The following is a 13,294-nucleotide window of genomic DNA, read 5'->3' on the forward strand; positions in this document are numbered from 1 at the left end:
CACTATGTCAGTAGATGTCTTCTTTAGGCATTGGATATGCCCATAGAGTGAGGCAAGTCGAGGAGGTCCCGAGTGCGCGCTGCGCTCATCGCCGTCACCGCCGCGTTGGTCACCCTCACCGGGTGCAGCGGCTCCCCCGCGCCCCCGCCGCAGGCCGATTCCGGCGGGCCGGTCATCGTGCCGGGGCGGCCGGGCGAGGAGGCGAAGACGATCAGCCCGGAGGAGGCCGCGACCAGCGTGCCGTCCGCGCCGGTCAACGCGGCCGACGTGAAGTACGTCCAGGACATGGTCGTGCACCACCGGCAGGCGATCGACATGGCCGTGCTGGCGCCCACCCGGGCCCGCGCGGCGAAGGTGAAGGCCATCGCCTCGCGGATCAAGGACTCGCAGGAGCCGGAGATCGCCTACCTGGTCTCCTGGCTCCAGAACGAGGGGCAGAAGGTCCCGGAGGCGCATCACGGGGCCGCGCACGAGGGCATGGCCGGGATGGCGAGCCCGGAGGAGATGGCCGCGCTCAAGGCCGCCTCGGGCGAGGCCTTCGACCGGCTGTTCCTGGACCTGATGATCAAGCATCACCAAGGCGCGGTCGAGATGTCGACGAAGGTGCTCATCGACGGGTCGCAGCGGGCGATCCAGGAGCTGGCCAACGACGTGGGCGCCGGGCAGGCGGCCGAGATCGGCCGGATGCGCCGCATCCTCGCGGAGCTCTGACACCCCGGCGGGACCTGCGCCCCCGGGCAGAGGCCGGGGGCGCAGGCGGGCCGGGCTAGTGACCGCCCGGGACGCCGTTGCCGGGCTCGCGGTACGAGCCCTGGGTCTGGACGTTCAGGATGTCGAGCTTGACGCTGTTGGCCTGGTTGACCCGCGGGTCGTTGACCTTGAAGACGTCGAAGCCGCGCGCGATCTCACTGCCGTAGATGTAGCCGTTGTAGTAGTACGCCGACCAGTAGCCGCCCAGGATGAGGCGGGTGTCGTCGAGCGGCGCCCGGTCGAAGAAGGCGATCTCCTGCGGGTTGGCCGAGTCGGTGAAGTCCCACACCGACAGCCCGCCCTGGTACCACGCCTGGATCATGATGTCCCGACCCTTGACCGGGATCAGCGAGCCGTTGTGGGCCACGCAGTTCTCGGTCGTCGTCTGCAGCCGGGAGATCTTGTAGTAGCTCTTGAACACGAGCTTCCGGTCCACGATGTCGAAGATCGCGTCCGCCCCGCGGTTCGGGCCTTCGGCCGCGGTGCAGCGGGCCGAGGTGCCGCCGCCCAGCTCGTCGGTGAAGACGACCTTGGTCCCGGCGTTGTTGAAGGTGGCGGAGTGCCAGAAGGCGAAGTTCGCGTCGGTGACCTGTTCGATCACCTTCGGCTGGGCGCGGTCGGAGATGTCCAGGAGCACCCCGTCCCCCATGCACGCGCCGGCGGCCAGGTCGAGCTCGGCGTAGGCGGTGATGTCGTGGCAGCCGCTGGTGCTGTTGGCGCCCGGGTAGGTGCCGTAGGGGAAGATCGACGGCGTGCCCACCACCGCGGCGGCGGTCGGGTTCGCGATCGGCACCTTCACGACGGAGATCTTGTCGTGCGGCGGCTGGCAGTCGGGGAAGCTGGCCGACGGGAAGTAGGAGGAGACGTAGACGTAGAACGCCTCGCCCACCTTGTCGGGGACCATCGTGTGGGTGTGCGACCCGCACTGCGTCTCGACCGACTTGATGTACTTCGGGTTGGCCTTGTCGCTGACGTCGAAGATCCGCAGGCCCTCCCACGAGTCCTTGTTGCGCGCGCTCTGCGGCACGGCGTTGCAGGAGTCGTTGCTCAGCGAGTCGTCGACCGAGGTCACCAGGATGTCGCCGAGGATCGTGACGTCCATCTGCCCGCCGGGGCAGCGGACCGAGCTCACCAGCTTGGGCTTCTTCGGGTGCTTGATGTCGTAGATCGCGAAGCCGGTGAAGTTGCCCACGTAGGCGTAGTCGCCCTGGAAGGCGATGTCGCTGTTGATCGCGGCGCCGGCCGGGAGGTCGAGGTGCGCTTGGAGGGAGATGTTGTCGGACTTGACGATGTCGTCGGGAGCCGCGCCGGCCGGGGTGGCGACGAACGCCATCACCACGCCGGCCGCCAGGAGGATGCGGGCGGATAAGCCACGCAGGGACATGAGTGCCTCCAGATCATTCCGTTTTCTAGCGGAATGAGGAGGATTATGAAGCTAAGTAAAGCCTCAACCAAGAGTCTTCTTCTGTTACGAACCAACTCTCCAGGAATGCAGGTAGTCCTCCTGCTCGGTGGTGAGCCGGTCGATCTCCCGCCCCGCCGCCGCCAGCTTGAGCCGCGCCACCTCCGCGTCGAGCTCCTCCGGCACGTCGTAGACGCCTGGCGCGAGCCGGGTCCGCTCCGTGGCCAGCCACGCCACGGCCAGTGCCTGGGCCGAGAAGGACATGTCCATCACCGCCGCCGGATGGCCCTCCGCCGCGGTCAGGTTCACCAGCCGGCCCTCGGCCAGCAGCAGAAGCCGGCGGCCGTCGGCCAGCACGTACTCGTCGGTGTTCGGGCGCACGCCGCGGTTGATCTCCACCGCCAGCTCGTCCAGCGCCCGGACATCGATCTCCACGTCGAAGTGCCCGGCGTTGGCCAGGATCGCGCCGTCCTTCATCACCGCCAGGTGTTCCTCGCGGATCACGTCGCGGTTGCCGGTCACGGTGATGAACACCTCGCCCGCCCGGGCCGCGCGTTCCATCGGCAGCACGTCGTAGCCCTGCAGCATCGCGTCGAGGGCCTTCACCGGGTCGATCTCCGTCACCACGACCCGCGCCCCCAGGCCCTTGGCCCGCTCGGCCACCCCCCGGCCGCAGTAGCCGAAGCCGGCCACCACCACCACGCGCCCGGCGAGCATCGTGTTCGTGGCGCGCATGATGCCGTCGAAGGTCGACTGGCCCGTGCCGTACCGGTTGTCGAACATGCGCTTCGTGCGGGTGTCGTTCACCGCCACCATCGGGAAGCGCAGCGCCCCCTCGGCCGCCATCTGGCGTAGCCGGATGATCCCCGTCGTGGTCTCCTCGCACCCGCCCGACACCCGATCCAGCAGGTCGGTGCGCTCGGTGTGCAGGATGTTCACCAGGTCGCAGCCGTCGTCCAGCACCAGGTCGGGGCCGATGTCCAGGGCCTCGTGGATGTGCCGGTAGTAGGCCGCCCGGTCCACCCCGGCCTTGGCGTGGACCGCTATGCCGTACTCGCGTAGCGCCTCGGCCACGTCGTCCTGCGTCGAGAGCGGGTTGGAGGCCGCCAGCGCGATCTCCGCGCCGCCCGCCCGCAGCGCGCCCATCAGCACCGCCGTCTCGGCCGTGACGTGCAGGCACGCCGCGATCCGCAGCCCCTCCAGGGGCCGCTCCCCGGCGAACCGCGTGCCGATCGCCGTCAGCACCGGCATCGACCGGCCCGCCCAACTGATCTTCGATTCGCCGAGCATCCTTCTCACCATCTCGTACGGCAAGCACGGGAGGGCCCGGCCGCCGTACGTGGCCGGGCCCTGTCCAGGGAGACGGTCAGCGGGCGTGCGGGGCGGGCCGCCGCGACGACCCGCCCCTCAAGCGCCCGACGGATCAGTAGCGGTAGTGGTCGGACTTGTACGGGCCCTCGACCGGCACGCCGATGTAGTCGGCCTGCTCCTTGGTCAGCTCGGTGAGCTTGACGCCGAGCGCGTCGAGGTGGAGCCGGGCGACCTTCTCGTCGAGGTGCTTGGGCAGCACGTAGACGCCGATCGGGTACTCCTCGGTCTTCGTGAACAGCTCGATCTGCGCGATCACCTGGTTGGTGAAGGAGTTCGACATCACAAAGCTCGGGTGGCCGGTGGCGCAGCCGAGGTTCATCAGGCGGCCTTCGGCCAGCACGATGATCTGGTGGCCGTCGGGGAACTCCCAGGTGTGGACCTGCGGCTTGACCTCGGACTTCTTGATGCCCGGCACGCGCGCCAGACCGGCCATGTCGATCTCGTTGTCGAAGTGGCCGATGTTGGAGACGATCGCGTTGTGCTTCATCCGGGCCATGTGCTCGGCCGTGATGATGTTGAAGTTGCCGGTCGTGGTCACGAAGATGTCCGCGTAGCCGACGACCTCCTCCAGGGTGGTGACCTGGAAGCCGTCCATCGCCGCCTGGAGCGCGCAGATCGGGTCGATCTCGGTGACGATGACGCGGGCGCCCTGGCCGCGCAGCGCGTCCGCGCAGCCCTTGCCGACGTCGCCGTAGCCGCAGATGACGGCGACCTTGCCGCCGATCAGCACGTCGGTGGCGCGGTTGAGGCCGTCGATGACCGAGTGGCGGCAGCCGTACTTGTTGTCGAACTTCGACTTGGTCACCGAGTCGTTGACGTTGATCGCCGGGAAGAGCAGGGTGCCGGCCTTGAACATCTCGTACAGGCGGTGGACACCGGTGGTGGTCTCCTCGGTCACGCCCTTGATCTGCTCAGCGATCTTGGTCCACTTCTTGTCGGGACCGACGGTGCGCTTGAGCAGGTCGATGATGACGTGCCACTCCTCCGGGTCCTCCTCGGAGGCGGACGGCACGGCGCCGGCCTTCTCGTACTCGACGCCCTTGTGGACCAGGAGCGTGGCGTCGCCGCCGTCGTCGAGGATCATGTTCGGGCCCTCGCCGCCCGGCCAGGTGAGCGCCTGCTCGGTGCACCACCAGTACTCCTCCAGCGTCTCGCCCTTCCAGGCGAAGACCGGCACGCCCTGCGGGTCGTCGACCGTGCCGTTGGGGCCGACGGCGACCGCGGCGGCGGCGTGGTCCTGGGTGGAGAAGATGTTGCAGGAGACCCAGCGCACCTCGGCGCCGAGGGCGACCAGCGTCTCGATCAGCACGGCGGTCTGGATGGTCATGTGCAGCGAGCCCATGATCTTCGCGCCGCGGAGGGGCTGGGAGTCGGCGTACTCCTTGCGCACCGCCATGAGGCCGGGCATCTCGTGCTCGGCCAGCCTGATCTCCTTGCGGCCGAAGTCGGCCAGCGACAGGTCCGCGACCTTGAAGTCCATCTGATTCCCCTCTAGGAAAGTCGTCGCCGTCGAGTCTAGGCGGGCTCGGCGGGGTATCGCATCCTGGAGGGGCGGAATCTGCCACAAGAATGTCAGAATTACTCGTATGCGTATCACCGAAGCCGCTCGACGCCTGGGGATGTCCCCCCGGATGCTCCGCTATCGCGAGGCGCTGGGGCTCTTGCCGCCCGTGCGCGGGCAGGGCGCGCACCGCCGGTTCGGCGACGAGGAGCTGGCCGCGGTGGCGCAGGGCATGGAGCTGGAGAAACGGTTCGACATCTCGCCCGCCGAGCTGGCCTTCGGGCTGCGGGTGCTCAGCGACCCGGCGGTGGCGCAGGCCGTACGGGAGCTGGGGTTGAGCATCGGAAGGCTGCAGGCGCCGCGCCGGGCCCTGGACTTCGAAAAGGAAAAAGCCCTGCGATGGTTGCAAACGCCGCAAAGGGATCAGGCGTCCAACCGGACATGAAGGAACTCATCCTGGCCATGACCCTGGCGCTGCCGCAGGGCCCCGGCCACCCGGTGAAGGTGTACTTTCCCGTCGAGGTCGACTATCCGCCCAAGGTGGCGGCCGTGGTCAGGAACGCTCCCACCTCGGGAGTCGCCCGGTTCGCGGTGGAGCAGTTCATCGCCGGCCCGACCAAGGCCGAGCGGAAGAAGGGCTTGTTCAGCCACCTGAAGCTGGCCGGCCTCTCCGACTGCGGCGGCCCCGACTTCAAGCTCACCGTCAAGTCCGGTACGGCCCGCGTCCGCTTCTGCCGTACGCCCTACGGCCCCGGCCACCTGGCCGACTACGCGATCAAGTACTCCCTGGAACGCACGCTGAAGCAGTTCCCCTCGATCAAGAAGGTCGTCCTGGCCAACCCCGACGGCACCTGCGCCTTCTCGGAGAGCGGCCTGCCCCGCTGCTGACCCCCGGCATGGCAACGGGGCGGCAGGAAGACCCACCGCCCCGCCCCTCGCCTGATCAGGAGACCGGACGGCTGCTCCGGTCGAGGTCGGGCTCCAGGTAGATGACCCGCGCAATCGGGACCGCCGCGCGGATGCGCTGCTCGGCCTCGTCGATGCCGCGGGCCACGTCGGCCGCCGTGTCGTCGTGCTCGACGGCGATCTTGGCGGCGACGAGCAGCTCCTCCGGGCCGAGGTGCAGCGTCTTCATGTGGATGATGCGGTTGACCTCGGGCGCGCCCTCCAGCGCCTGGCGGATCTGGGTCTCGGTGCCGGCGTCGGCGCCCTCGCCGATGAGCAGCGACTTCGTCTCCACCGCGAGGATGACCGCGATGATCGCGAGCAGCACACCGATCATCAGGGTGCCGATGGCGTCCCAGATCGGATTGCCGGTGATCACCGTCATGCTCACGCCGAAGAGGGCGAAGATCAGGCCGAACAGCGCGCCGAGGTCCTCCAGCAGGATCACCGGAAGCTCGGGCGACTTCGACCGCCGCACGAAGGCGACCCACGACTGCTTCCCGCGGACCGCGTTCGACTCTTTGATCGCGGTGCGGAAGGAGAAGGACTCCGCGATGATCGCGAAGACCAGCACGCCGATCGCCCACTGGGCGGAGTCGATCTTGTGCGGGTGCATCAGCTTGGAGATGCCCTCGTAGAGGGAGAACGCCGCGCCGATGGTGAAGAGCACGACCGCCACGATGAAGGAGTAGAAGTAGCGCTCCCGCCCGTAACCGAACGGGTGCTCCGCGGTGCCGGCGCGCTTGGCGCGCTTACCGCCGACCAGCAGCAGCACCTGGTTGCCGGAGTCGGCCACCGAGTGGATGCCCTCCGCGAGCATCGAGGAGGAATTCGTCACCACCGCGGCCACGAACTTGGCCACGGCGATGGCCAGGTTGGCCGCCAGGGCCGCGATGATGGCTTTGGTACCGCCGCTCGCGCTCACCGGTTGTCTCCCACTCACTCGGTCTGAATCAGGTCCAGGGGATCCTATTGTGAAATTCTGGACTTGAGCTCCGCGACGGCCGACACCGGGGTCGGATCGAGACCATAGCCGAGCGCCAGGTAGACGCTGGCATAGTCGACCAGCTCGATCAAGGTGGCCAGCCGGTGGAGCGGATGCTCCCCTTCCGCGACCACCTCCGACACCGGCACCCCGCGATCCTGGGCGAGCTGGATCGAAAGCACCCGGCGGCGGGCCAGTTCGGGCTCCTCCTCGACGTCTCTCAATACCACCAGACGCACGCTCAAACCCGCCTCGTCGGCGAAGATGTCGCGCTGGGCCAGCGGACCGTCGAAGGTGGCCACCTGGTCGAAGAGCTGGCCGTGCAGCGCCGGGTACTTGGCGTTCTTGCCGAGCTGCGTGGCCATGCGGTGCGCGGCGACCGCCGCGACGGCCGACGAACCCCAGATCAGCGGCACGCTGCCGGCCAGTTCCATGGCCAGGGTCTTGCCCGGGTTGACGAACGACTCGCTGGCCGGACGGCAGCGGTGCGCCACGTCCTCCAGCCGGACCGCCATCTGCTCGTAGACCTCGTCGTCGGCCCGGATCAGCCCGAGACCGGACAGCGCCACCAGCGCCGGGACGGCCAGCAGCCACAGGTTGCTGCGCGAGGGACCGTGCGTCGGCACCGCCACGAACGGCGCGGAGGCCTGCTTGGCGATCGCCTCCAGCGGCGAGCCGGCCCGGCCGACCGCCAGCAGGTGGCAGCCGCGCCGCACCGCCTCGGTGGCGACCGCGACGGTCTCCCGGCCGAAACCGGAGCCGGAGATGGCCAGGACCAGGTCGGCCGCGCCGACCCAGCCGGGCAGCCGGTAGGAGCTGACGGTGACGATCGGCACGGGCGCGCCCGGACCGCAGATCGTCGTGAGAATGTCGCCGACCAGGCCCGGCGCGCCCATCCCGACCACCACGATGGCGCGCGGGCGCCCGGTGAGCCGGGCCACCCCGCTCTCCAGCGCGATGCGGTGGGCGGTGCGCACGTGCGCCGCGGAGGCGGCCACCGCCGGGAGCATGCCCCCGGGATCCGTCTCGACGAGGTGCGCCTGGTCGTCCAGCAGGTGATCCTGCCAGGTCACGGCTTGCGCGCCTCGTCCACCAGCAGCACGGGGATGTCGTCGCGCACCGGGTAGATCAGCCCGCACGAGGTGCAGGCCAGCTCGTCGCGCTCGGTCTCGGCCCGCAGCGGCGCCTTGCACGCCGGGCAGGCCAGGATCTCCAGCAGCCAGTCGTCGATCTTCACAGTTGGATCCTCCGAAGTACCTCGTCACGAATCGCCGTCATGGTGGCCTCGTCGCCCGCCTCGGCGTTGAGCCGCAGCAGCGGCTCGGTGTTGGACGGGCGCAGGTTGAACCACCAGCCGGCTCCGGTCACGGTCAGGCCGTCGAGCTCGTCGACCTCGCCGCGGCCGGCGAACGCCTGCCGTACGGACTCCATGGCGGCCCGCGCGTCCGCCACGGTGCTGTTGATCTCCCCGGAGGCGTGGTAGCGCGAGTAGGCCGCGACCAGCTCGGACAGGGGACCGTCCTGCTCACCGAGGGCGGCCAGCACGTGCAGCGCGGCCAGCATGCCGGAGTCGGCGTACCAGAAGTCGCGGAAGTAGTAGTGGGCGGAGTGCTCGCCGCCGAAGACCGCGCCGGTGCGGGCCATCTCGGCCTTGATGAAGGAGTGCCCGACCCGGGTGCGCTCGGGCACGCCGCCGTGCTCGGCCACGATCTCCGGTACGGCCAGCGAGGTGATCAGGTTGTGGATGATCACGCTGCCCGGGTGCTTGGCCAGCTCGCGGGTGGCGACCAGCGCGGTGATGGCGCTCGGCGAGACCGACTCGCCCCGCTCGTCCACCACCCAGCAGCGGTCGGCGTCGCCGTCGAAGGCGAGCCCGAGGTCGGCGCCGTGGTCGCGGACGGCCTGCTGCAGGTCGCGCAGGTTGTCCGGCTCCAGCGGGTTGGCCTCGTGGTTGGGGAAGGTGCCGTCGAGCTCGAAGTAGAGCGGCACGAGCTCCAGCGGGAGCCCGGCGAACACGGCGGGCACGGTGTGGCCGCCCATGGCGTTGCCCGCGTCGACGACGACCTTGAGCGGCCGGCTGCCGGACAGGTCGACCAGCGTCTTGAGGTGCGCGGCGTAGCCGTGCAGCAGGTCCTTCTCCACGACGGAGCCGGTCGCCGGGCCGAGGTCGGCGCCACGGTCGCGGATCGCGGCGGCGCGGTCGCGGATCTCGGTGAGCCCGGTGTCCGTGCCGACCGGCACCGCGCCGGCGTGGCACATCTTCATGCCGTTGTAGCGGGCCGGGTTGTGGCTCGCGGTGAACATCACGCCGGGCAGGCCGAGGCTGCCGCTGGCGTAGTAGAGCAGGTCGGTCGAGCCGAGCCCGGCGTCGATCACGTCGGCGCCACGGGAGAGCGCGCCGCGGATGAAGGCCCGCGAGAGCGCCGGCGAGGAGACCCGCATGTCACGCGCCACGACCAGCGACTGCGCCCCGGTGACCTCGACGAAGGCGGCTCCGACGGCCGCCGCGTCCTGCTCGTCGAACTGCTCCGGCACCACGCCGCGAACGTCGTACGCCTTGAAGGTCCCGGCGAGGTCGCCCACTCGTCAGCTCCGCCCCTGGATAGTCGTCTACGGCCCGATGGGGCGATTCCGGCGCAGCCGGACGATGCCTACCCCAGCTATGCAGCCTAGCGGTCCCGGTGTTGCTGCGCGGACCTGAGGACACGCAGGTGCCCGCGGCGGCCGACCTCCACCCCCTGGCCGACCGGCTCGACCCCGCCTGGGGCCGGACGTGCGGCCTCACGGACGGCGTTGGCCAGCGCTTCGAGGTCGTCGGAACTCGGCGCCGCGCCATCGGTCGGCAGCCGGACGACCTCCCACCCGCGAGGGGCGGTGAGCCGCTCGGCGTGTTCGGCGCACAGGTCATAGCAGTGTGGCTCCGCGTACGTCGCCAGGGGGCCGAGCACAGCGGTCGAATCGGCGTACACGTACGTGAGCGTGAAGACGGCAGGCTGACTGCAAGCAGTGCGGGAACAGCGGCGGACGGGGCTCACGGAGGGACCGTATCCGGTAAGAGACCCGTGCGCCACTACCTGAGCGCTCTTACCGAGCGTGTCGCCACAATTCGGACACCTATCACAGCCTTTTCGTAGACTGGTTCCGTGACAGGACTCTTGCCTTGACCGAGCGGCGCGGTCCCCGCCGCCGCGACCGGCACGGGCGGGGCCTTCGCGGCCCCCTCGCCCCCGCCTGGGTGCCGATGGCCCGCTCACGCAGCGAACGCTTCGACGATCTGGTGCTCGACGCGGTCGAGCGGCTGCGCCCCCAGTGGGGCAAGCAACTGGCCTCCGTCGAGTTCGCCGTGGAGGAGGTGCCGCCCCTCGCCGAACTGGGCGACGGGCCGACACGCCCGGAGTCGGTGCCCTTCGGGCGAGCCGACGCGGCGCGCGGGCGCGAGCCGGCCTCCGTGGTGCTCTACCGGCGGCCTCTGGAGGCCCGCGCCCGCGATCGCGACATGCTGGGCGCCCTGATCCACGACGTGGTCGTGGAGCAGGTCGCCACCCTGCTGGGCCTGCCACCCGAGACGGTCGATCCCGGCTGGGACGACAGGCGCTGACGGACACCACGTACCGCACGAACAAGGGGACCACCGTAGTGGTCCCCCTTTTTCATCCGGCCTGGCGCTTCAACCTGCGCCTTTCCCGCTCCGACAACCCGCCCCAGATGCCGAAGCGCTCGTCGTGCTCGAGCGCGTACTCCAGACACTCGGCCCGGACCTCGCAGGCCCGGCAGACCTTCTTCGCCTCTCGGGTGGAACCACCCTTCTCCGGGAAGAAGGCCTCGGGGTCAGTCTGCGCGCACAAAGCCCGCTCCTGCCACCCGAGTTCCTCGCCGTCCAATTCCTCAGGTGCGATGACCAGTTCGGCCACTGCACACCTCCCTGCCGCCTGCCCGCAATGGAGCCCCCCATTCACGCCCCCCTCTTACCCCAGGAGGGGGCGTAACAACATGGCTGTAATTACACGCGTGTCCAGCAGGGATCGTCAAGCGGCATGCCGGTATCCGGGGAAAGACCAGCTCGCCCCGGTGTGCTCGCGATGTGCGGTTGACATGCGGCCCATGTCGGAATCCATGGCATTGGCCTGACATAGTCAACGCGGTAAGCGTCGGAACCGTACCAGGGCGGTATTGACTACCGCCCGCGGCTCACCTTCTCTCTAGCTGCTCTTTGCCCGACTCTTACCTGCGCGGGTCGGGGGTGTAGATGGCGGTGGGATCGATCGGGTCGTCGCCCTGACCGGCCGGGACGCCGAGCGCGTCACCGCGGTACATCGACGGGTCGAGCCTGACCGTCGAGTCGACCGGCTGCTCGCTCCACTGCTGCTGGTGCTGCGGCTGTTGCTGCTGCTGGGGGTAGCCCTGCGCGGCGGGCTGGAGCGGGGTCTGCGGGTGGCCGAACGGGTCGTCGTACGGCGTGGCCGCGGGGGCGTGCCCGTAGTCGGGGATGTTCATCGGCTGGTGCGCGCCGGAGTTCTGCTGGTAGGAGCTGGCCTGCTGGTAGGCGTCCATGAGCTGCTGCGAGCGCGGGTCCACCGGGGGTTCGGGGACCTGGAAGGCGGGCTGCTGGGCGTACTCCTGGCCCGAGTAGCCGGTGAACGGGGTGCCGCCCTGCTGGTTCTGCGGGCTCGGCTGGTGCTGCTGGTTCTGCGGGTCGAACGCGGGGGCCTGGTTGTAGTACGGCTGCGGGTCCGAGAGCTGCGGGTAGTTCAGCTCCGGCTGGGTCTCGGCGGGGCCATAGGGGGCGGGGTTGGCCGAGGCGTACACGTTGGGGTTGCTGTCCACGGTCTGGTAGCCGGAGGGCTGCTGGGCGTGGGAGGGGGCGTAGGACGGGCGGTCCAGGGAGGGGTAGGTGCCGCCGCCGCCGGGCTGGGCGTCCGCCGGGACGTAGGGGGCCGGGGTGTAGCCCGTCTCGGGGAGGGTTTCGGACGGCTGATAACCCGAGTCGGACGAGGGGTAGGCCGAGTCGGCGGAGGGGTAGCCGGAATCCTGCGACGGGAAGCCCGAATCCAGGGAGTGGTAGCCGGAATCGGCGGACTGGTAGCTCTGGCTCGGGTAGGCGGCCGGCTGCTGGAGCGGCTCGGCCGGGGGCAGGGCCGGGCGGGACGGCTCGACCTGCTCCGGCTGCGCGGGGGGCAGGGGCTGGGGCGTCGGGGGCTGGTAGGCCTGGTGCAGGGGCTGGATCGGGGGGACCGACGAGGGCTGCTGCGGGGAGACAGGCTGCTGGGCGAGGGGCTGCTGGGCGTGGGGCTGGGCCGGCTGCTGGGGGGCGGGCTGGCCGATCGCCTGCGAGACCGGCTGGGGCACCGGCTGGGCCTGGGGCAGCGCCTGGGGGGCGGGCTGGAGCTGGGCGGCCTGCTGGGGCTGGCCCTGGGGGTGACCGGGCTGGCCCTGAGCGTGCTGGGGCTGGCCCTGAGCGTGCTGGGGCTGGGGCTGGCCGGGCTGAGCGTGGGCGTGCTGGGGCTGGGCGGCCTGGTCGGGCTGCTGGCTGGGCCCAGGCTGGCCGTACTGGGAGTCGGGCTGCTGGGCCTGCCCGGGCTGGCCGTACACGGAGTCAGGCTGCTGGTTGTAGCCGGCCTGGCCGTACAAGGAGTCGGGCTGCCGGCCGTACGTCGACTGGGCGTAGGCGGGGGGCTGCTGCCCGAAGCCCTGCTCGGCGAACCCGGACGGCGGCGAGTAAGAGGCCCCGAAACCGGTGCCCCCCTTGACGGCGGACCCCTCACCGAGGACCATCGGCCGCACGTACATCAGCGCGAGCAGGATGAGCGCGATCTCGATCCCCCCGGAGAGAAACGCCCAGATCACCCCGCTCGAGTCCCAGGAGATGACCCGGAAGATCAGTCCGAGCGCGCTGAGCCCCGCCGCGACGGCGAGCTCGCAGGCGAGGACGGTCAGCAGGAGCTTGGACCGCACCTGAGCCGCCGCGACCAGGAGGATCGCGCCGAAGACCAGGGCGGTGGCGACCGGTCCGGACAGCCCGGTGAGGTGGGCGGACCCGCGTCCGACCAGCCCGCCGCCGCTGCCGAACAGCGTCTGGACCAGCGCGGCGAGGATGTTGACGGCCGTCCAGGCCACGACCAGCCAGGCCGCGGGTTCTCGCAGCCGGTTGACGGTCTCTCTGTTCACGGACTCGCTCACATCTACCCCCATACAGACCCTTTGGTCCGATGGGAGTGTGCCACATAAGTCCCCTCGTAGGCGGTAGACCCAACAACCACAACTGTCACAAATCGCTAAAACTGCCCCGATTTCCGGGCTCCGGGAGCTGAAGCCTTACCTCCCGGACAGGGGTGACAGACTG

At 69.9% G+C, this 13,294-nt stretch carries 14 protein-coding genes; 4 read left to right on the plus strand and 10 right to left on the minus strand.

From position 1 onward, the window contains the following. Positions 1-72: 72 nt before the first annotated feature. A complete protein-coding gene (locus ACIBG7_RS02835) occupies positions 73-711 on the plus strand; it encodes a DUF305 domain-containing protein (protein WP_357916782.1) in 639 nt (212 codons plus the stop codon). A 55-nt stretch (positions 712-766) separates the two neighbouring features. Here the strand turns inward: ACIBG7_RS02835 and ACIBG7_RS02840 are convergent, their stop codons facing one another. The 3 genes from ACIBG7_RS02840 to ahcY all read right to left on the minus strand — a co-directional run bounded on the left by ACIBG7_RS02840 (position 767) and on the right by ahcY (position 5,003). After that, on the minus strand, positions 767-2,134 hold the full coding sequence (locus tag ACIBG7_RS02840) for a hypothetical protein (protein WP_357916779.1): 1,368 nt from the start codon (positions 2,132-2,134) through the stop codon (positions 767-769). 84 nt (positions 2,135-2,218) lie between these two features. Then, the gene (locus ACIBG7_RS02845; protein ID WP_357916776.1) at positions 2,219-3,442 is read right to left on the minus strand and encodes an adenosylhomocysteinase; all 1,224 of its coding nucleotides are present in this window, start codon (positions 3,440-3,442) and stop codon (positions 2,219-2,221) included. Positions 3,443-3,575: 133 nt separating this feature from the next. Beyond that, complete coding sequence (ahcY, locus tag ACIBG7_RS02850) at positions 3,576-5,003, minus strand: adenosylhomocysteinase (RefSeq protein WP_357916773.1); 1,428 nt, start codon at positions 5,001-5,003, stop codon at positions 3,576-3,578. 106 nt (positions 5,004-5,109) lie between these two features. On the opposite strand from ahcY, the gene ACIBG7_RS02855 reads away from it, so the two are divergent. Beyond that, entirely contained in the window at positions 5,110-5,469 is a 360-nt protein-coding gene (locus ACIBG7_RS02855; protein WP_357916770.1) for a MerR family DNA-binding transcriptional regulator, read from the plus strand. Continuing rightward, the gene (locus ACIBG7_RS02860; protein ID WP_357916767.1) at positions 5,466-5,912 is read left to right on the plus strand and encodes a GerMN domain-containing protein; all 447 of its coding nucleotides are present in this window, start codon (positions 5,466-5,468) and stop codon (positions 5,910-5,912) included. The genes ACIBG7_RS02855 and ACIBG7_RS02860 overlap by 4 nt, the downstream gene beginning before the upstream one ends. A gap of 55 nt (positions 5,913-5,967) precedes the next feature. On the opposite strand, the gene ACIBG7_RS02865 is transcribed toward ACIBG7_RS02860, so the two are convergent. The 5 genes from ACIBG7_RS02865 to ACIBG7_RS02885 form a co-directional block, all read right to left on the minus strand. Next, positions 5,968-6,894, minus strand: coding sequence for a cation diffusion facilitator family transporter (locus tag ACIBG7_RS02865; RefSeq protein ID WP_357916764.1), 927 nt, complete (start codon positions 6,892-6,894; stop codon positions 5,968-5,970). A gap of 44 nt (positions 6,895-6,938) precedes the next feature. Further along, positions 6,939-8,027, minus strand: coding sequence for an SIS domain-containing protein (locus tag ACIBG7_RS02870; RefSeq protein ID WP_357916761.1), 1,089 nt, complete (start codon positions 8,025-8,027; stop codon positions 6,939-6,941). Beyond that, positions 8,024-8,191: a Trm112 family protein gene (locus ACIBG7_RS02875; protein ID WP_357916758.1), complete on the minus strand. Its 168-nt coding sequence runs from the start codon at positions 8,189-8,191 to the stop codon at positions 8,024-8,026. Before ACIBG7_RS02875 ends, ACIBG7_RS02870 begins: the two co-directional genes overlap by 4 nt. Then, positions 8,188-9,537, minus strand: coding sequence for a phosphomannomutase/phosphoglucomutase (locus ACIBG7_RS02880; protein ID WP_397334970.1), 1,350 nt, complete (start codon positions 9,535-9,537; stop codon positions 8,188-8,190). The genes ACIBG7_RS02875 and ACIBG7_RS02880 overlap by 4 nt, the downstream gene beginning before the upstream one ends. A gap of 86 nt (positions 9,538-9,623) precedes the next feature. Then, positions 9,624-9,989 (minus strand): DUF3499 domain-containing protein, encoded by a 366-nt coding sequence (locus ACIBG7_RS02885; protein WP_357916752.1) that lies wholly within the window; start codon positions 9,987-9,989, stop codon positions 9,624-9,626. 125 nt (positions 9,990-10,114) lie between these two features. On the opposite strand from ACIBG7_RS02885, the gene ACIBG7_RS02890 reads away from it, so the two are divergent. Next, positions 10,115-10,552, plus strand: coding sequence for a metallopeptidase family protein (locus tag ACIBG7_RS02890; protein ID WP_357916749.1), 438 nt, complete (start codon positions 10,115-10,117; stop codon positions 10,550-10,552). A gap of 52 nt (positions 10,553-10,604) precedes the next feature. Here ACIBG7_RS02890 and ACIBG7_RS02895 read toward each other — a convergent pair whose 3' ends face one another. After that, positions 10,605-10,865 carry a WhiB family transcriptional regulator gene (locus ACIBG7_RS02895; RefSeq protein ID WP_357916746.1) on the minus strand — a complete coding sequence of 87 codons (261 nt, stop codon included), beginning with the start codon at positions 10,863-10,865 and terminating at the stop codon, positions 10,605-10,607. 310 nt (positions 10,866-11,175) lie between these two features. Then, positions 11,176-13,119 (minus strand): hypothetical protein, encoded by a 1,944-nt coding sequence (locus tag ACIBG7_RS02900; RefSeq protein ID WP_357916744.1) that lies wholly within the window; start codon positions 13,117-13,119, stop codon positions 11,176-11,178. Between the last annotated feature and the right edge of the window lie 175 nt (positions 13,120-13,294).

This window comes from Nonomuraea sp. NPDC050328, from assembly GCF_044459405.1.
In the GTDB taxonomy this organism is placed as follows: domain Bacteria; phylum Actinomycetota; class Actinomycetes; order Streptosporangiales; family Streptosporangiaceae; genus Nonomuraea.